At 69.7% G+C, this 18078-nt stretch carries 19 protein-coding genes and 1 tRNA gene; 6 read left to right on the forward strand and 14 right to left on the reverse strand.

Translation table 11 applies throughout. The annotated features are described in order from the left end of the window. Positions 1 to 31: 31 nt before the first annotated feature. The 8 genes from L3V18_RS13240 to rsmD form a co-directional block, all read right to left on the reverse strand. Complete coding sequence (locus tag L3V18_RS13240; RefSeq protein WP_237055645.1) at positions 32 to 439, reverse strand: MAPEG family protein; 408 nt, start codon at positions 437 to 439, stop codon at positions 32 to 34. After that, positions 439 to 1266, reverse strand: coding sequence for a TMEM43 family protein (locus L3V18_RS13245; RefSeq protein ID WP_237055647.1), 828 nt, complete (start codon positions 1264 to 1266; stop codon positions 439 to 441). The genes L3V18_RS13240 and L3V18_RS13245 overlap by 1 nt, the downstream gene beginning before the upstream one ends. Further along, the gene (locus L3V18_RS13250) at positions 1263 to 2153 is read right to left on the reverse strand and encodes an MBL fold metallo-hydrolase (RefSeq protein ID WP_237055648.1); all 891 of its coding nucleotides are present in this window, start codon (positions 2151 to 2153) and stop codon (positions 1263 to 1265) included. Before L3V18_RS13250 ends, L3V18_RS13245 begins: the two co-directional genes overlap by 4 nt. 138 nt (positions 2154 to 2291) lie before the next feature. Next, on the reverse strand, positions 2292 to 4055 hold the full coding sequence (gene ggt / locus L3V18_RS13255) for a gamma-glutamyltransferase (protein WP_343226339.1): 1764 nt from the start codon (positions 4053 to 4055) through the stop codon (positions 2292 to 2294). A gap of 38 nt (positions 4056 to 4093) precedes the next feature. Beyond that, positions 4094 to 4345 carry a YfhL family 4Fe-4S dicluster ferredoxin gene (locus tag L3V18_RS13260; RefSeq protein WP_237055649.1) on the reverse strand — a complete coding sequence of 84 codons (252 nt, stop codon included), beginning with the start codon at positions 4343 to 4345 and terminating at the stop codon, positions 4094 to 4096. A 244-nt stretch (positions 4346 to 4589) separates the two neighbouring features. Continuing rightward, positions 4590 to 5078, reverse strand: coding sequence for a hypothetical protein (locus L3V18_RS13265; protein WP_237055650.1), 489 nt, complete (start codon positions 5076 to 5078; stop codon positions 4590 to 4592). A 50-nt stretch (positions 5079 to 5128) separates the two neighbouring features. After that, entirely contained in the window at positions 5129 to 5638 is a 510-nt protein-coding gene (gene coaD, locus L3V18_RS13270) for a pantetheine-phosphate adenylyltransferase (protein WP_237055651.1), read from the reverse strand. Between the two features lie 69 nt (positions 5639 to 5707). Beyond that, a complete protein-coding gene (gene rsmD / locus L3V18_RS13275) occupies positions 5708 to 6331 on the reverse strand; it encodes a 16S rRNA (guanine(966)-N(2))-methyltransferase RsmD (RefSeq protein ID WP_237055652.1) in 624 nt (207 codons plus the stop codon). A gap of 80 nt (positions 6332 to 6411) precedes the next feature. On the opposite strand from rsmD, the gene ftsY reads away from it, so the two are divergent. From ftsY to L3V18_RS13295, 4 genes are all read left to right on the forward strand, one after another. Further along, the gene (gene ftsY, locus L3V18_RS13280) at positions 6412 to 7695 is read left to right on the forward strand and encodes a signal recognition particle-docking protein FtsY (protein WP_237055722.1); all 1284 of its coding nucleotides are present in this window, start codon (positions 6412 to 6414) and stop codon (positions 7693 to 7695) included. Positions 7696 to 7708: 13 nt separating this feature from the next. Continuing rightward, positions 7709 to 8989 (forward strand): AsmA family protein, encoded by a 1281-nt coding sequence (locus L3V18_RS13285; protein ID WP_237055653.1) that lies wholly within the window; start codon positions 7709 to 7711, stop codon positions 8987 to 8989. Positions 8990 to 9000: 11 nt separating this feature from the next. Then, positions 9001 to 10092 (forward strand): A/G-specific adenine glycosylase, encoded by a 1092-nt coding sequence (gene mutY / locus L3V18_RS13290; RefSeq protein ID WP_237055654.1) that lies wholly within the window; start codon positions 9001 to 9003, stop codon positions 10090 to 10092. 92 nt (positions 10093 to 10184) lie between these two features. Then, positions 10185 to 10472, forward strand: a complete 288-nt coding sequence (locus tag L3V18_RS13295) for an oxidative damage protection protein (protein ID WP_237055655.1) — start codon at positions 10185 to 10187, stop codon at positions 10470 to 10472. Between the two features lie 10 nt (positions 10473 to 10482). Here L3V18_RS13295 and L3V18_RS13300 read toward each other — a convergent pair whose 3' ends face one another. Beyond that, positions 10483 to 10938, reverse strand: a complete 456-nt coding sequence (locus L3V18_RS13300) for a DUF6491 family protein (RefSeq protein ID WP_237055724.1) — start codon at positions 10936 to 10938, stop codon at positions 10483 to 10485. 422 nt (positions 10939 to 11360) lie between these two features. Here L3V18_RS13300 and L3V18_RS13305 point away from each other — a divergent pair. Then, a tRNA-Phe gene (locus tag L3V18_RS13305) sits at positions 11361 to 11436 on the forward strand. Between the two features lie 424 nt (positions 11437 to 11860). On the opposite strand, the gene L3V18_RS13310 is transcribed toward L3V18_RS13305, so the two are convergent. The 4 genes from L3V18_RS13310 to L3V18_RS13325 are packed head-to-tail and all read right to left on the reverse strand — an operon-like array spanning position 11861 to position 14676. Beyond that, positions 11861 to 12385 carry a DUF4411 family protein gene (locus L3V18_RS13310; RefSeq protein ID WP_237055657.1) on the reverse strand — a complete coding sequence of 175 codons (525 nt, stop codon included), beginning with the start codon at positions 12383 to 12385 and terminating at the stop codon, positions 11861 to 11863. Beyond that, positions 12378 to 13538, reverse strand: a complete 1161-nt coding sequence (locus L3V18_RS13315) for an ImmA/IrrE family metallo-endopeptidase (RefSeq protein ID WP_237055658.1) — start codon at positions 13536 to 13538, stop codon at positions 12378 to 12380. The genes L3V18_RS13310 and L3V18_RS13315 overlap by 8 nt, the downstream gene beginning before the upstream one ends. Positions 13539 to 13595: 57 nt before the next feature. Further along, positions 13596 to 14003 (reverse strand): hypothetical protein, encoded by a 408-nt coding sequence (locus tag L3V18_RS13320; protein WP_237055660.1) that lies wholly within the window; start codon positions 14001 to 14003, stop codon positions 13596 to 13598. Positions 14004 to 14028: 25 nt separating this feature from the next. Then, the gene (locus tag L3V18_RS13325) at positions 14029 to 14676 is read right to left on the reverse strand and encodes a cation efflux transmembrane domain-containing protein (RefSeq protein ID WP_237055663.1); all 648 of its coding nucleotides are present in this window, start codon (positions 14674 to 14676) and stop codon (positions 14029 to 14031) included. 215 nt (positions 14677 to 14891) lie between these two features. On the opposite strand from L3V18_RS13325, the gene L3V18_RS13330 reads away from it, so the two are divergent. Then, positions 14892 to 15353, forward strand: a complete 462-nt coding sequence (locus L3V18_RS13330; protein WP_237055665.1) for a DUF1440 domain-containing protein — start codon at positions 14892 to 14894, stop codon at positions 15351 to 15353. A gap of 107 nt (positions 15354 to 15460) precedes the next feature. Here L3V18_RS13330 and L3V18_RS13335 read toward each other — a convergent pair whose 3' ends face one another. Further along, positions 15461 to 17968 carry a S8 family peptidase gene (locus tag L3V18_RS13335; RefSeq protein ID WP_237055666.1) on the reverse strand — a complete coding sequence of 836 codons (2508 nt, stop codon included), beginning with the start codon at positions 17966 to 17968 and terminating at the stop codon, positions 15461 to 15463. Positions 17969 to 18078: the final 110 nt, after the last annotated feature.

Below are 18078 nucleotides of genomic sequence, written 5' to 3' on the forward strand. Positions count from 1 at the left end.
CGGCGATGGCTGGCCCATTCGCCACAGCCCGTCAGCCGAGGTGGCGCGCGGCCATCGCCAGTCCCGCGACCGCCTCGGCCAGCAGCACGCCCCAGCTGAGCACGGTGCCGAGGAAGCGGCCGTACGAGTAACCGGCGCTGGCGGACAGTCCGCGCGCGTGCAGCAGGCGCCCGGCCAGCAGCACGACGCCGAATGCCCACAGCCATGCCTGCGCCAGGCCGGCCAGCTCCAGCAGGGCCATCAGCAGCAGCGCGATCGGCACCTGTTCGATGAAATTGGCGTGCACACGCACCCGCCGCCGGAGCAGCGGGTCGCCACCGCTGCCGATGCCGACATTGCTGCTGCGACGCGCCAGGCTGACGCGCGCCATCAGCACGAGATTGAACAGCACGAACAGCGATGCGAACAGCAGCGTGATCGCGGGCATCGTCACCGGCATCAGCGTTTCCCCTTCGGCGATCGGCGCCAGAGCGCCAGGATCAACAACAGTACCAGCGGCAGCGACAGCCACCACCACGACAGCGTTCCGTCGTCGCTCGATCCCGACCGGCTCGCTGCGGCGGCACCCCGCGCGGCGGCCGGAGCGGCCGCGTGGGCGGCCCCCGGAGCGGCAGACGGGCGCAGTCGCCATGCGCCGTCGCGGAACACCACCCGCCCCTGCAGGGGCGGCAGCACCAGTTCGCGCCAGCGGATGCGCAGGTCGCCGATCTGCGGCTGCAGCGGGTTCTCGGCGCTGCCCAGGCCGTCGCCTTCCGGTTGGAAGGTCGCTGCCATGTTCAGCGGCAACCGCGAGAAGCCTGGGCGGAACACACGCCACTCGCCGAGCGCCTGCAGCACCTCCTGATCGACCGGCCTGCCGTCGAGGCGGGCGTCGTCCGACCACCAGCGGCGGTTGTCGAGCAGAAACGGAGGATTCCGGTGGGCGTCGTCGAAATCCGAGGAATCGATGCGCGCGGCATTCCACACGCGCTGGTACTCGCCGCGATGCAGCCGCCACTGGTACATCTCGACCTGGCGATCGAGACCGGCCGAGCGCGTGGATACGCCGAAATCGCGGTCGACGATCGGCGCGCCGGGGTCGAGCTCGCCGACCGGTTCGCCTACGGCATCGCCATCGGTCCGTTCATTCCCCGTCCCAGCCACCGGTGCCTGTTGCGCCCAGTCGAAAGCCTGCGCGCTGCCGGCCGGAGCGATCGACACCGCCAGCATGCACGACACCGCCAGGTACCGCAGCGACCCGAAGGCGGCGTGCAGCCGCGACCTCATGCGGCCAGCGCCCTGGCCTGCAGTTCGGCGACCTCGTGCGCGGTGCCGTAACGCCCTTTCTCGTCGCGCACCACCTGGGCCAGCGCGCAGCCCGGATCATGGGTGAAGAACAGGTGCACGTTGCGCGCGAGCTTGTCGGCGAGGAAGGCCTTCTTCTCGTCGATCAGCAGCTCGGCGTTGCGGTCGTAGCCCATCGTGATCGGCACATGCACCCACGGACGGCCCGGGATCAGGTCGGCGCAGAACACCACTCCGCCGTGCGGCTCGCCGTCGACGAGCTCCGGACCGGCGATCTCGGCGAGCATCAGTCCCGGCGTGTGGCCATTGCTGTAGTGGAAGCGGACGCTGTCGCCCAGCGTCCGGCAGTGCGGACCGTCGACCAGTTCGAGCCGGCCGGTGTTCTCCAGCAACGCCGGCAGTTCGGGAATGAAACTGGCGCGGTCGCGCGGATGCGGCTCGCGAGCGCGTTCGAAATGCTCGCGGCCGACGACATAGGTCGCGTTCGGGAATACCAGTCGCGGTGGCTCGCCGTCCTGCCAGGCGCGCAGCACGCCGCCGGCGTGGTCGAAATGAAGGTGCGAGAGCACGACCACGTCGATGTCGTCCGGGCCGAAGCCGGCCGCGGCCAGCGAGTCCAGCAATACGTGCTGCGGCTCGACCACGCCGTAACGCTCGCGCATCTTCGGTTCGAAGAACGCACCGATGCCGGCCTCGAACAACACGGTCTTGCCCGCCAGCGGCGTCGCCAGCAGCGCGCGGCAGGCGAGGTCGATGCGGTTGTGCTCGTCGGGCGTGGCCCAGCGCTCCCACAATGCGCGTGGCGCGTTGCCGAACATCGCGCCGCCGTCGAGCTTCTGACTGTTTCCAAGAAGTGACCAGAGCTTCATGCGCTTGCAACCGATGGAGACGGAACAAGGGTAACGCCGGTGGCCGGCGCCGGACGCATGACCGACGACACGCGCTGGTCGGCGTTCATCGTACCGACGGCGCCCTCGCGGCCATCCGCACTTCCCCGAGGCGACCCGTCAGCGTGCCGGGCGGATGCCGACCTTGCCGACCGGGTTGCGTGGATCGGTGCCGCCTTCGAGCGTGTTCGCGCGGCGGTCCCACGACACCGTCTGCAGGTTGCCCCAGCTGTCGCTGGAACGGCGCCCGCCGGCGACCTCCTCGCCCGGCACATCGACGGTGTGGCCCATCGCGCGCAGCGCCGCGACGGTCTCCGGCGCCAGTGCGTTCTTTTCGATCGAGACCGCATCCGGCATCCACTGGTGGTGGAAGCGCGGCAATGCCGCGACCTGCTGGGCGGACAGGCCGTCGGCGTAGCCGAGGATGCCCAGCAGCACCATCGTGATGATGCGGCTGCCGCCGGGCGTGCCGAGCACGGCGACGCGGTCGGGCGAACTGATGAAGGTCGGCGTCATAGAGCTGAGCATGCGCTTGCCCGGCTCCGGCGCATTGGCGTCGAAGCCCATCACGCCGAACGCGTTCGGCGTGCCTGCCTTCAGCGCGAAATCGTCCATCTCGTTGTTGAGCAGGAAACCGGTGCCCGGCGCGACCAGGCCGGAGCCGAACAGCAGGTTCACCGTCTGGGTCGCGGCGACCCGGTTGCCGTCGGCGTCGATGATCGAGAAATGGGTGGTTTCCTCGTCCTCCAACGGCGTCGGCCGGCCGGAGAAGATGTCGCTGGGGGTGGCGCGGTCGGGATTGATCGACGCGCGCAGGCCGGCCGCGTAGGCCGGGTCGGCCAGGATGCCGACCGGCACGTCGACGAAGTCAGGATCGCCGAGGTAGAAGGTACGGTCGCGGTAGGCGCGGCGCATCGCCTCGACGGTCAGGTGCACGCGCTCGGCTTCCGGCAGCTTCGCCAGGTCCCACGGCGCCAGCACCTGCAGCATCTGCGCCAGCGCGACGCCGCCCGAGGACGGCGGCGGCGCGGTGACGATCTGCCAGCCGTCGTATTCGAAGCGCAGCGGTTCGCGTTCGCGCACGCGGTAGCCGGCCAGCTCCTCGGCGGTCCACCGCCCGCCCTCGGCGCGCACGCCGTCCAGCAGCAGGCGCGCGGTCTCGCCGCGATAGAAGCCGTCGAAGCCGTGCCCGGCCAACCGCTCCAGCGTCCGCGCCAGGTCGGGCTGGCGGAACAGTTCGCCTTCCTCGACGGTGTCGCCGTCGGCCAGGAACACCGCGCGGGTGCCGGGATAGCGCTCCATCACCTCGCGCCGCGCCGCGTAGCCGCGTGCCATCCGCCCGTACACCGGGAAGCCGTCGCGGGCGATCCGGATCGCCGGCGCCAGCGACTGCTTCAGCGGCAGGCGGCCGTACTTCTCCGCCACGTGGACCAGCGCCGCCGGCAGGCCGGGAATGCCGGCCGACCACGGGCCGTTGACCGAACGGTCGCGATCGAGATTGCCTTCGGCGTCGAGATAGACCTCGGGCGTGGCCGCGGCCGGCGCGGTCTCGCGCGCATCGACGAACACGTCCCTGCCGCTGCGCGCGTCGTGCAGCAGGAAGAAGCCGCCACCGCCCAGGCCCGAACTGATCGGTTCGACCACCGACAACGTCGCCGACACCGCGACCGCGGCATCGAAGGCGTTGCCGCCGGCGGCGATGATCTCCAGGCCGGCATCGGTGGCGAGCGCATGCGCGCTGGCGATCGCCGTCCCCGGCGGCTGCGTCGCGCCGGCGGCCGCAGCCTCGCGCTGCGCGGATGCCTGTTCGGCACAGGCCTGCAACGGCACCAACGCGGGGGCCAGCAGGACGACGAGGACCAGCGTTCGCAACATCACGCGCATGAATTCACTCCTGTGGGACGCGAGCCGTCACCGCCGGCTCAGGATGCTTCTTGCAGGCGTGCCAGCTTCGCCAGCAGCTGGTCCTGCGTTTCGGGGTGGTCGGGATCGGGATCGATGCATTCGACCGGACAGACGACGACGCACTGCGGCTCGTCGAAATGCCCGACGCACTCGGTGCAGCGGGCGGGATCGATCACGTAGACGGTTTCGCCCTGCGAGATCGCCTGGTTCGGGCAGGCCGGCTCGCAGACATCGCAGTTGACGCAGAGCTCGTTGATCTTCAGGGACATGGGGGCACGCGGCCGGACGGCTCGCGCTCGATTCCTGCTGTACGGTTCGCGGCTTCCGCCGGTGCGGACGCCCTCCCGACTGTGCGGGGGAAGGCCGCGGCATGCAAGCCGCGTGAGCCGCGGTTCGCGGGATGCAGTGTGTCGTCGGTGGGATGCGGCCCGACCGCCGGCGGCGCCGTCCGGCCGGCGCTGGCGCACGACCGGAACGACGGGGAGCGGCCGCGCCGGCGGCCGCCCACGGGACTTACTTGGCTTCGACGAACTGGAACACGGCGCCGGACGGCTCGACCGCCGCCTTGACGCGATCGCTGTCGGCCGGATTGCCGATGAACAGCACGCGCACGCCCTTCATCGAACCCGGCTGGGCCGCCTCGAATGAGGTCACCGCCAGGTCGGCGGTCTTGGCCGAATCCGGCGAACCGTAGGCCAGCAGGGTGCCTTCCACACCACCACGCATCACGTCGGTCTGCGCCTTCTCCAGCTGGCGCGCGTACTCGCCTTCGTAGTCGGCCGAATCGGCCGCCGGCAGCGTGTACAGATAGACGCTGGTCGCGTCGCCGACATTGCGCTTGACCACGTCGGTCAGGTACTCGGCCCAGGCGTTGTCGTCGTTGGTGGCCGGCTTGGCGACGGGAGCGGCCTCGACGGTCTGGGTCTGCTCTTCCTTCTTGCACGCGACGAGGACAGGCAGGGTCAGGCAGGCGGCCAGGATCAGGCGGGTGGACATCTTCATGGGTTTCCCCTCGGGTTGGGTCGTACGGATTGGATCGTTGAACGGGTGGATTATGACGCGGGGCGCTCGCGCCGCCATTCGGCCTGCAGCGCCTCGGCGACGGCCGCGGGCACGAAGCCGGACACGTCGCCGCCCAGCCGGGCGACCTCGCGCACCAGCGAGGAAGAGATGAATCCGTACTGCTCGGCCGGGGTCAGGAACAGGGTTTCGACCTCCGGGATCAGGTGCCGGTTCATGCTTGCGAGCTGGAACTCGTACTCGAAGTCGGACACCGCGCGCAGGCCGCGCAACAGCACCCCGCCATCGACCTCGGCGACGAAATGCGCGAGCAGGCAATCGAAGCCGCGGACCTCGACGTTGGCGTGCCGGGCGACCGCCTTGCGGGCCAGCTCCACGCGTTGCTCAAGCGGCAGCGCCGGCCCTTTGCCCGGGCTCGCGGCGACGCCGATCACCAGCTTCTCGAACAGTGGCGCGGCGCGATCGACCAGATCGACATGGCCATTGGTGATCGGATCGAAGGTGCCGGGATAGACGGCGATGCGTTGGCGTGCCGCGGTCATACGGAATGCGTTCCCAGTGAGTGGGCTGGCCTGCAGGCCGGCAATGGCCCGAATTCGCGCACCAGTCTATCAGCCGGCCGGGACACTGCGCCGGTAGAGTGCGTAGCCGACCTCGCGGGTGCGGCCCTCGCGGTGCAGCGTCCAGCCCGGCGGCGGGGTCGGTGCCGCGTCCAGCGGTGCCTCGACGTACAACCAGCCGTTCGCCGCCACCCGGCTCGACAACAGCGGCAACACCGCGTTCCACAGTCCCTCGGCGAATGGCGGATCGACGAACGCGATGTCGAACGCCGCCTCCGGCACTCCGGCCAGCCAGTGGCGGGCATCGGCCTCGACCACACTGACCGCATCGCCGCCGGGCAGCCGCGCGGCCACCGCGCGCAGGGACCGGGCCAGATCGCGGTCGCGCTCGACCAGCGTGGCCGAAGCCGCACCTCGCGACACCGCTTCCAGTCCGAGCGCGCCGCTGCCGGCGAACAGGTCCAGCACCCGCGCGCCCGGCAGTACCGGCATCAGCCAGTTGAACAGGGTCTCGCGGACCCGGTCCGGGGTCGGTCGCAGCCCCTCCACCGCCGGCACCTCGAGCCGGGTACCGCGCCAGCGCCCGCCGATCAGCCGGACCCTGCCGGGCGCGGACGCATTCCGCGTACCCGTGGGTGCGGGCCTGGCGGCGCCGTTGCGGCGGCGGGCCGTCATCGAAGGTCTCTCATCAGGTAAGCCGGGTGCGCGGTGCTAGCATGTCGCCATTCTCGCGCATTCCCCCACACCCCTGCTCGATGGTCAGTTTTTTCCGCCGCAAGAAACCTGAAAAGCCCTCCGACGCCGACGCCGAGCGGCGCATCGCCGAGCTCGCGGCTGCGTTCCCCGATGCAGCCCCGGCGCCCCCGTCCGAACCGCCGCAGCCGCCGGCCGGGTCGTCGGACGCGACCGATCCGACAGCGGCCGATACCGCAGCGGAGCCGGCCGCACCGACGTCGCAGCCCGAACCGGTTCCGGCCGAGATCATCGCCGCGGCAATGGAAGCCGGCGACAGCGCCGATACGGCCACGACGATCGAGCCGGCCGTCCCGCTGGCGGCTCCGACGCAACCGACCGCCGAGCCGGCCGAAGCGGACGCACGCACGGACAAGCCGGCCCCGGGCAGCTGGCGCGAACGCCTGCGCGGCAGTGCGTTCGCGCGCAGCCTCGGCAGCCTGTTCTCGCGCCATCCTCGCCTGGACGACGATCTGCTCGACGAAATCGAGACCGCGCTGATCACCGCCGACGTCGGCGTGACCGCGACCACCGAGCTGGTCGACGATCTGCGCAAGCGGATGAAGGCGCGCCAGTTCGCCGACGCCGGCGCCCTGCTCGCCGCGTTGCGCGGCGACCTGGTCGAGCTGCTGCAGCCGGTCGCGATGCCGCTGCGGATCGATCGCGACGCCAAACCCTTCGTCCTGCTCACCGTCGGCGTCAACGGCGTCGGCAAGACCACGACGATCGGCAAGCTGGCGCACCGCTTCAAGGACGAGGGCCGTCCGCTGATGCTCGCCGCCGGCGACACCTTCCGCGCCGCCGCGGTCGCCCAGTTGCAGACCTGGGGCGAGCGCAACGGCGTGCCGGTGATCGCGCAGGGGCAGAACGCCGACGCCGCCTCGGTCGCGTTCGACGCGCTGCAGGCGGCGAAGGCGCGAGGCACCGAGGTGCTGATCGCCGATACCGCCGGACGCCTGCACACCCAGCAGGGCCTGATGGCCGAGCTGGGCAAGATCAAGCGCGTGCTGGCCAAGCTCGATCCGGCCGCGCCTCACGAGGTGCTGATGGTGATCGACGGCACCACCGGCCAGAACGCGCTGAGCCAGCTGCGCCAGTTCCATGCCGCCGTCGGCGTGACCGGGCTGGTGGTGACCAAGCTCGACGGCACCGCGAAGGGCGGCGTGCTGTTCGCGCTGGCGCGCGAGTTCGGCATCCCGATCCGCTACGTCGGCATCGGCGAGCGCCCCGAGGACCTGCGCGTGTTCGATGCCGGGGCCTTCGTCGACGCGCTGCTGCCGGAGTCGCTCGGCGACACCGGCGGCTGATCGCGCGGACCCGATGGCGGCGAGCCGCAAGCGACGCGTCCTGCTGGCCGTACTCGCGGTCGTGACGCTGCTCGTGCTGTCGCTGGTATGGCTCAGCCGTCCGCGGCAGCTGGCCGCGCTGATTCTCGACCGCGCCGGCAATGCGCTCGGGCTTCAGATCACCGCCAGCGGAGTTGCCGAATACCGCCTGCGCGGCACCCCGCAGCTGGTGTTGCGCGAGGTGAGCGCACGCGAGCCCGGCGCCGCCTCCGCCGTGCTCGAGGCCGATCGCATCCTGCTGGCGCTGCCGTGGTCGACGATCCGCGGCAAGGGCACCGACCTGACCGTGCAACGGGTCGAACTCGACTCGCCGCGGCTGGACCTGGCGGCGCTGCAGCACTGGCAGGCGACGCGACCGCCCTCGGACACACGGCGGCTGCCGGTGCTGATCGACGGCATCGGGGTCGACGACGGCCGGATCATTGGGGACGGCTGGGAAATCCGCGACATCGCATTGTCCGCCGATACCTTCCATCCGAGCCGGCCATTGGCCGCCGCACTGGGCGGACGCTATCTCGATGCGCCGCTGGAAACCGATTTCGACCTCGACATCACCCTGGGCGAGGCGCAGGCGCTGCTGGAACGCCGCGCGACCCCTGCCACGGCCGGGGGGCGGATCGAAATCCGCTCCGGCGCGACCACGGTGCCGGCGACCGTGACTCTGTCCGGGCCGCTGCGCCACATCGATGCGACGCTCGCGGTCGAGCCGTTGCGCCTTGGAGCCTCGGCCCGTTACCGCAACGGCGACACCGACCTGCCGCTGCGGCTCGGCGTGCAGGGGCCGCTGCATTACGCCGGACAAACGCTGGCGCTCGACGCCGACGGCCTCAGTCTCCGCGGCGAGGACGACGACAGCCCGGTCCCGCGGTTGCAGGCCCACGGCAGAATGACCGTCGGCGGCCGCCAGCACGATCCAGCCCTGCAGCTCGCACTGGATGGCCGCATTGCCGGCTGGCCCACGGCCTGGCCGACGCTGCCGCCGCCGATCGGCCAGTCGGATTCGTCGCTGCCGTTCTCGCTGCGCTACGCCGGTGCGACCGATATCGGCGACCCGCTGCAGCTGCGACTGGCCCGCGACGCGACCCGCTTCGACGCGCGCCTGCGGCTGCCAGCGATGCTGGACTGGCTCGACACCGTCGACAGCGGTACCCCGCTGCCGCCGCTGCAGGGCCGGCTGAGCGCGCCGCGGGTCGAGATCAGCGGCGCGACCCTGCACGGCGTCGAGATCGAATTCGAGGAGAGCATCGAAAAGTGAGTCGCCGACGGATGGGCCGCCAGCCACATGGCGCCGCGCCGGAAACCGGCGGCGCAGCCGATTTCGCTCCGCGCCTGCTGGCCTGGTTCGACGGCCACGGCCGCCACGACCTGCCGTGGCAGCATCCGCGCACGCCGTACCGGGTGTGGTTGTCGGAGATCATGCTGCAGCAGACCCAGGTGGCGACGGTGACCGGCTATTTCGAGCGCTTCGTCGCTGCGCTCCCCGAGCTGCCGGCACTGGCCTCGGCATCGCAGGAGCAGGTGCTGGCACTGTGGTCGGGGCTGGGCTACTACGCCCGCGCCCGCAACCTGCATGCCGCGGCGAAGGCCTGCGTCGAACGGCACGGCGGCGAGCTGCCGCGCGACCTAGACGCCCTCGTCGCCCTGCCCGGCATCGGCCGCAGCACCGCCGCGGCGATCCTGTCGCAGGCCTGGGGCGACCGCCACGCGATCCTCGACGGCAACGTCAAGCGCGTGCTCGCCCGCTACCACGGCGTCGACGGCTGGCCCGGCACGCCGAAGGTCGAGAAGAAGCTGTGGGCGTTCGCCGAGGCCCACGTCGCCAGCCCAGCCCTGCCCGACGACCGCCTGCCCGACTACACCCAGGCGCAGATGGACCTGGGCGCGACCCTGTGCACGCGCGCCAACCCGGCCTGCCTGCTGTGCCCGCTGCACACCGACTGCGTCGCCCATCGCGAGGGCCGCGCCGGCGAACTGCCGACTCCGCGCCCGGGCAAGACCCTGCCGCAGCGCGAGGCGCAGGTGCTGTGGCTGGAGGACGCGCAGGGCCGGATCCTGCTGCAGCAGCGCCCGCCGGCCGGGATCTGGGCGGCGCTGTGGACCCTGCCGCAGGCCGACGACGAGGCGCAGGCGCGGCAGTGGCTGGAGCGCACCACGACCGCCGCACCGGCGGCCGGCGCTTCACTGCCGGCGATCGCCCACGCCTTCAGCCACTATCGGCTGACCCTGCACCCGCGCCGCTGGCACGGCGTCGCGCTTCGCGACCGCGTCGGCGACAATGACGGCCTGCGCTGGGTGGCGCGCGGCGAATTGCGCTCGCTCGGCATCCCGGCCCCGATACGGCGGCTGCTGGAATCCTGAAGCACCCGGACGGGCACCGGTCGTGCACCCGCGCCACCCGGCTCCCGCCGCACGAAGCCGCCCGGCCTCCCCTTCCCACGGATCGACGAACCATGCCCCGCACCGTCTACTGCGAGTACGAAAAGAAGGAAACCGAAGGGCTCGACTTCGTGCCCTGGCCGGGCGAACTCGGCAAGCGCGTGTTCGCCCACATCGGCAAGGCCGCCTGGGCCAGATGGCTGGCCCACCAGACCATGCTGATCAACGAGAACCGGCTGTCGCCGATGGACCCGAAGCACCGCGCCTTCCTCGCCGAACAGATGGAGAAGTTCCTGTTCGAGGGCGGTGCCGAGAAGCCGGCCGGCTACGTGCCCACTGGAGGGCCCGCCAGCGAGGAGTGAGGCACCGGGCTCAGCCCTCGCGCGGCGCGGTCGAGGCCTCGCGCAGCTCGGCCTCGTCGGCCTTGATCGCCCGGGTGTCGAGCGGCCGGATCTCCTGGATGATGCACGGGATCGGCACCGCGCCCTGCCCCAGCGGCTGCACCTTGTCGAAGCGCGAGTAGACCATCCCGCCCTGGTTGCTCACGCTGATCGCCATCGCGAAATCCAGGTCCGGGCAGCGGCTGCCCAGTTCCAGCAGCCAGGCCTCGTTCGGCCGCGTCCATACCGCCAGTGCGCTGTCGCCGAGCGACGTCCAGCCGTCCAGGCGGCCGAAGTAGCGGAAACTCTTGACCGGCTCGCCCGCATTGGCACGGTAGATCGCCAGCCGCTCGTCGTCGCTGATCCGCCCGGTCGCGCAGGCCACCAGGCCCAGCGCGACCGCGGCGGCGAGCAGCATCCTCATCGTCGATTTCCGGGTCGGGAGCATCTTGTTCATGTCGGTCTCCTTGGCTGATGTGAGTGCCGCCGATGCCGCATGCCGGCTCCGATGCGGGTCGGCCACTGTACGTGTCCGTCTTGGTGGTACGCGCCGCGGCGACCCGCAGTCGCATGATCCGCCCCGCCGGTTAAGCTGTCGTCAGCATCAGCCCGCCGCAGGGCCACGACGGCCTGCCCCTCCCACCGACCTGCGGGATGCGAGCAGGCCCCGCGCCGGCCGCGGCCCGCCGATGCCGCCGGACCGCCCGACAGCCGCCGCGGCACGCGACGCGAGGCATGCGGACCGGCACCGCCCCCTCCCCATACACGCTACAGCGCGCGTCGCCCGCCGGTCACAGGCTTGCCACATCCGCCCCGCGTCCGTATGATGCCGCTCCTCGCATGGCACGCCGCTTGGCCGCGCCGCGACGTGGCCGGGTAGCTCAGTTGGTAGAGCAGGGGATTGAAAATCCCCGTGTCGGGGGTTCGATTCCCTCCCCGGCCACCATTTCGCGTGGCAAGTCGAGACGCTGTAAACGTAGGCCCTGCAAGGCTTTTTGCCCTGCGGGGCCTTTCGTTTTAGGGCGCTCGGCTAGTGCGCCCACTGGCCCGGCGCTGCGCGCTGGCCCGACTGTGGCACGACTCGGCCGACCCTGCCCCGTGCGCGCTAGGGCGCTTCGGGCTAGCCCTGCCTGCGGGCGTCGCCAGTGGTACGGCATTGGTCGCGCCACGCTGGGGCGCAGGACGCGCGCTGCTAGCCTGTCGCGTCGTCGCTGCCGGGCGTTGTGCCAGCCTTGGTCAGCGCTTCGTACTCGGCCATGAGCGCATCACACTGCTCGATGAGGCCCAGCGTTTCTTCCATAGCTTCGCGCTGCTCGCGCTCGGTAGGCGACTCACCGGCTGGCGTGGAACTCTTGCGGGCCACGTATGCGCTACGGCGAAAAGACGAAGGTCGGCCGCGCGTGTGCCCGCAGCAGTTCGTAGATCGTCACGGTCTTAATCTTGCCGATCTTCAGTGCCGCATCGGGTATCGGCACTTCCTTACGCTTCTCGGGCTGCGACAACTCCTGCGTCACCACAACATGCCCGTGGGCGCGTGCGTAGGCGAGCAGAAATGCGTCGGCCCTCTTGGCCTCGGCGAAGCGAGTCAGTGCCGCAGGCTGATAGTGCTTGTCGGCCGCAGCCCAGGTCATGCAGTGGGCATATTCCTTCATCACGTCGGCGTCGCCCACGTCGTCGAGAAAGAACCCATCGGGCATTTCCTCGGCCCACTTGCGCGCTTCGTCGCCCTTCTTGCCTGCGAGCAGCTCCGCGCGAACCTTGCCGATGCTGTAGATCACGCCCTTGTCGAAGCCTTCATGCACCCAGTCCCAAAACCCTTCGCAGAACGCGAAGTGGTAGTGGAAGTTTTTGCCCTGAATGAAGACATTGGAATCGATGATGTACTTGTTAGTCACGTTCGGCACGCCCCTTTGCCAACGCCACGACCGTATCAGGCTTGACGTTCAACAAACTCGCGGCGTCGCGGAGCAACGTTTGCCCGCTCATCGCGCTCGCCACAATCGTTCTCGTGAACTTCTTGCTGTTTCTAATCGGGATCGTGACAAGGGCCGTCGGCTTGCCGCTGGACTTAACCCGCTGCGTGTTGGCCGCGACCTCGTCATAAAACGCTTGATCCACAAGCTTGTTGTCCAGCGCGCGCCGCGCGATGACGAGCTTGCTGACTCGGAAATACTTGGCGAGCTTGTCCACGTCCTGCGGGCCAGCCCAGCGCTCCAGGAAGGCGTTCATCGGAACTAGCAGGTTCGCCGCAACGCGGTTGCAGAGGCGTTCTGTCGGGTTGCCGAATCGGCTGGGCGTCACGTCAGAAACGCCAGTCACGCCAAGCCAGATGTGAGCCAACTCGTGCATGAGTGTAAAGACGGCCGCTACCTCGGCATCGCGCCCGTTGACGAATACCAGCGGCACCAGCTTGTGCGCGACCGCGAAGCCGCGAAACTCCTTCTCGGAGATCGGCCGGTGCGTATTGGCCTTGACGTAGCTCGTCTTAAAGACCAACACACCCTTAGCCTCGGCCTTCGCGCTCAGCGCGGAAAAATAGGACGCGGCATCGGGGCTCTTGCGGCGGTCGTCGTCGGTAATGCCAAGCTCGCGGCGCATGTCCGCGGCAATGTCGTCAGCATTGCGCTTCGCATCGGCAGCGAAGCGACCAACGAAGGGAAGCTCCCCGCCCCCCGCTTCCGTCAGATATTCGATCAGCCAACTCTGCTTCGCAAACACGTCTTCGAGCGTTTCATAGAAGTCTTCGCTCAACGGCTGCGCGTCTTGGATTTGGCGTAGATCGGGAATGCTAGGGCGCGTGATTTCGGGCGGCTCGGCAAGGAACAGGTAGCCGAAGGGAATGCGCGCCTTCTTCGCCAGCTTCTCGGCCTGTGGCACGGTCAAGCGGCCTTCGGTGATGCGCTCGCGATCCTTCTCGCGCTTGGCTACGCTTTCGGCGAAAGAGTGCAGCGTTTGGCCCGCCTTTTCAGCAGCCCAATCAAGCACATCGCGGGAGAGTTCCAGCGCCTCCACGTTTGCCCGCCCATCGCCCCTAATGAAACGGCTCATTAGACCATACCCTCTGTCGCACAGGCTGAGAAGACGGTCAGGCCGTTTGCCCTACCTTTAGCGGACCAGTCCCCGACGGGGCCATATCACCTTCAGGTCGTCGGCGGTCGCGTACTCGGGCCGCGAAAGGCCAAACACGGCAAGGGCCAGCGCAAGGACCAGGTCGTCGTGAGCGCCCTCGCGGGCGTTGAACGTCGCATTGCCCGCGTCGGAGTACTTCACGCGAAAGTCCTTCAACTCGCGCACCAGCACCGGGGCGTCAGACAAATCCCGGCGGATATTCAAGCTGCCCGAGTGCAGCAGCGCTTGGACCTTGCTCACCAGCTCCACCTTCGGAACCGACCAGCCAACGGAGTTCGGAATGACCTCGCGCCCACTGGTGATGGCGACACCTTGCGCGAGCCGCAGCGCCGGGCGCTCCAAAAACATAACCAGAAATGGGGTCAGAAATGGGGTCAGGTACATTTTCGCGAGCCGCAGCCCCGCGCAATCACCCCGCCCCGCCCTGCCGGACAGCTTCCGCCGTGCGCAGTTCGTTCCACGATGCGCGGAACACGCGCATCGCCGACCTCAGGAACATCACCAGCAGCGCGGCAGCGATCACCAGGTCGGGCCAACCGGCATTGAACAGCCAGACCAGCGCGGCGGCGGCAAGGACGGCGAAGCCTTCGGCGACGTCGTTGCGCGAGCACTCCCAGGCCGAGGCGAGATTGACGTCGCCGTCGCGGTGCGGCGTCAGCAGCCGCAGGCAGACGATATTCGCGCCCAGGTTCAGCAGGGCGGCCAGGCCCATGCCTTCGAACAGCGGCGTGACCGGGTTGACGAGCCGCCAGGCGGTCTGTGCGCCGACCGCCAGCGCCGCGATCAGGATCAACCCGCCCTTGAACAGCGACACCCTGGCCTTTGCCGTGGCGCTGGCGCCGACGACGGCCAGGCTGAGGGCGTAGGTCAGCGCGTCCCCGAGGTTGTCGAGACCGCCCGACAGCAACGACGAGGAACGCGAAAGGATCGCGGCGGCGATCATCATCAGAAAGGTCGCGGCGTTGATCGCGAGCACGGTGACCAGCACGCGGCGCTGTTTGGCGTGCATCGCCTGCACGTCGATCGTCGTTCCGCATCCGCAACAGGAATCGCTCATGTCGCCGGTGGTCGCGTCCGCACCGGGTCAGGATATAGGCGGGGCGGAGAAGGCCACCAGTTGCCGGCGCCGCGACGATGGAGCTCGACGGTGCCGCGCCGGCCTGCCCCAGGGAACCGGTTCGCCCCGACCTACCGGAGCCATTCGGATCGGCCCTCCGCTCGCATCTGCAGCGCGCTAGAGTCGTCGCCTTCGTCGCTACCGGGGAATACACGATGCGGAAGCTTTCGTTGCCTGCCGGGGTGCTGCTGGGCGGCCTGCTCGGCGGCGCGCTGGATCTGGTCTACGCGATTTCCTTCGCCGCCACGCTGGGGGTGACGCCGGTCCGGGTGTTGCAGACCATCGCCAGCGGCCTGCAGGGTGCCGACGCTTACGACGGCGGCAACGCCAGCGCAGCGTTGGGTCTGTTCTGCCATTTCGCGATATCGGTCGGCTGGGCCGGGATCTACGCAGCGGTCGCGATGCGGATCGGCTGGTTCCGCGAGCGGCCGATGTGGACGGGGCCGCTGTTCGGCATCGTGGTGTTCCTGGCGATGCGCTGCGTGGTGCTGCCGCTGTCGGCCTATCCGCGGCCGGTCAGCTTTCCGCCGTTGTCATCGAGCCTGGACCTGCTGTCGCACATGTTCCTGTTCGGCCTGCCGATCGCGCTGCTGGTCGCCCGGGCGTTGCGCAGGTAGCGCGGCGGAGATTGCAGAAAGAAGAGTGGCCCGGGGGGATGCCGGGCCACTCGGGGAAGAACGGACGGGGGGATACCGTCCGCTCCTTGCTGCTCGGTGTCTGCGAGTCAGTCCTCCGCGCTCTGGTAGTGCGCCATGTAGCGGCCGGCGGCGACCGCGTAGGCGGCGCGGGTCACGCCCAGGGACGGATCGAACCAGGCATGCAGGGTCGGCTCCAGGTCGAACGGCCCCTGGGTCACGGTGAAGCGGGCGTTGATCAGGCCCAGGTCGAGCGCCAGCTGGGCGTAGCCGCGCAGGCTGGCCGGGATGCTGCCGGCGTCCTCGACCGGGATGCGCTTGCCGTCGTAGAACGCGGTCAGCTCGCCGCTGAAGGCCTGCGCCTCGCTCTGCAGGGCCAGACTCTGCACCAGCGAATACGCCAGGCTGATCCGGGTGACCTTGTCGTTGGGACGGAACGCGCCGTTGACCGTGCCCATCACCCCGGCCTGCGACTGGCCGAGGTCGCGCAGCGCGGCGCCGCGGGCGACGGCCGATTCGGCGAACGGATACGCGGCGTGGCCCGGACCGATATCGCTGAAGCTGCTGTTGCCGGAGAACGGCAGCCACTGGCGGATGCTGGCGCCCATCACCAGGTACTCGGCCAGTTCGCTGCGCTTGAGCACCGCGTCCGGACGGAACTGGTGATCGGAGTGGCCATCGACCAACCGGTTGCCGACCGCGTATTCGATCGCCGACCGCGCCGGGTGGCTGGCGACGTCGCCCATGCCGGTGTAGCCGCCGCTGTTGATCAGGCTGATCTCGCCGCTGACCGTACCCGGCAGGCCATAGCCGTTGGTGACACCGAGCGGGTCGAGGCCGGTGCCGGACACCGAACCGATGCCGCGCGCGCTGACCGTCCACACGCCCGGCTTGGCCGGCGCACCAGTGGTCACGGTGTCGCCGAGCACCGGCAGAGCGATCGCCGAGCCGTACCTGACCCCGTCGGGGTCGGTCAGCACCAGGGCCAGGGTGTTCTCGCCGATGGTCGCGCGGACCGAGACCCAGGCCGCCTTGTCGCCGACGGTGAACTGCTGCTTGCCGGTTTCGCCGACCGGCGAGAAGTCGAACGAGAACGGCTGGCTGCTGCCCGGCACCAGGATCGCGTTGGCGTTGAACTCGCGCAGCGCGTTGACGGTGCCGCCGTGATCGTCGCGCAGGCCGGCGGCTTCGGCGACCGCGGCGTAGGCGTTGGCGTGACCGGCGCCGGCTTCCCATGGCAACCGCCCGGTCATGTTGGTCGCGGTGCGCTGCAGGATGTCCTTGACCTGCGCCGGGGTCAGGTTCGGGTTGGCCTCCAGCATCAGCGCGACGATGCCGGACACGTGCGGCGTCGCCATCGAGGTGCCGCTCATGTGGCTGTAGAAGGGCTGGTGGGCGGGGTCGAGCGAACTGTCGTCGGCCAGCAGGTGCAGCGAGCCGGCGGTGTCGCGGGTGGAGACGATGTCGACGCCGGTGGCGACCACGGTCGGCTCGTTGATGTAGGTCCACTGGCTGCCGTCGGGCATCGTGAAATCGCCGATCTCGCCGCGCTTGCCGCGCGAGGAGAAGCCGGTCAGCACGCCGTCCTTCTCGCCGGCGCCGACCGAGATCACCCATGGCGCCTGCGCGTACGGGTTGTGGGTGTCCTCGCCGGGGCCGTCGTTGCCGGCCGCGAACACGCTGACGATGCCGCGCTTGTACAGCTCGTAGGTCGCAATGTTGACCGGGTTCAGCGGATCGAACTTGCCCGAACTGCCCCAGGAGTTGCTGGTGACCCGGATCGGCGAGTCGAAGCTGAACTGGTGGGTGGCGGCGTAGTCGAGGCCGCCGACCGCGTCGAGCACGAGGATCACCGCGCCCGAACCGTAGCCGACCAGGTCGGCGCCCGGTGCGACGCCGCGGTACAGGCCGTTCGAGCGCTCGCCGGTGCCGCCGATGGTGCCGGCGCAGTGGGTGCCGTGGCCGGACCCGAGGTCGGTGTTGGGAATGTTCTCGAGATAGGTGATCGGAACGATGCCGGGTGCGACCAGCTCGCCGGCCAGCTCGGCGAGGATGTTCTGCGGGCCGAGCACGTTCTGCACGACGTTCTCGCCGAACTTCAGATCCTCGTGGGTGGCGTCGACACCCGAGTCGTTGACCAGCACGGTCACGCCCCAGCCGCTGAACGGAATCGCGCGACCGTAGTCGCCCGGGTTCTGCACGGTGCGTGCGGCACCGGACATCTCGCGCGCTTCCTTGTTGAAGTAGCGCAATGGCGCGTTGAAGTAGATCGAGGCGACGTCGTCGCGCGCGGCCAGCGCACGGATCTCGGCCGGGGTCGCGAGCGCGCCGACGATCGGCAGGCTCTGCATGCGCACGCCGCGGTCGATGCCGAGCAGCTTCAGCGCGTCGAGCTGGGTGGCGGTGGCCGGCCCGGACTGTTCGTAGCTGACGATGATCTGCAGTTGGTCGGTCGGCAATGCGCTGTCCATGCGCGAGAGCAGTTGCGGGTCGAGGTGGGCGTCGGCGAGCGCCACGCCGCTGGCGAGCAGGCCGGCGGCCAGGGCGCAGACGCGGAAGCTCCTGCGACGGGTGATGGAACGGGACTGGAATGACATGGACAGGCTCCGGTGTGGATCCCCCGGGAAACCGGGGGTCGCATCACCTTCGCCGGGCGCGGCGCCGCCGGCCATCCGGGATTGCCTTCAACCGTACTGGGGGAAAGCCC

The organism is Marilutibacter chinensis, from assembly GCF_021725675.1.
In the GTDB taxonomy this organism is placed as follows: domain Bacteria; phylum Pseudomonadota; class Gammaproteobacteria; order Xanthomonadales; family Xanthomonadaceae; genus Marilutibacter; species Marilutibacter chinensis.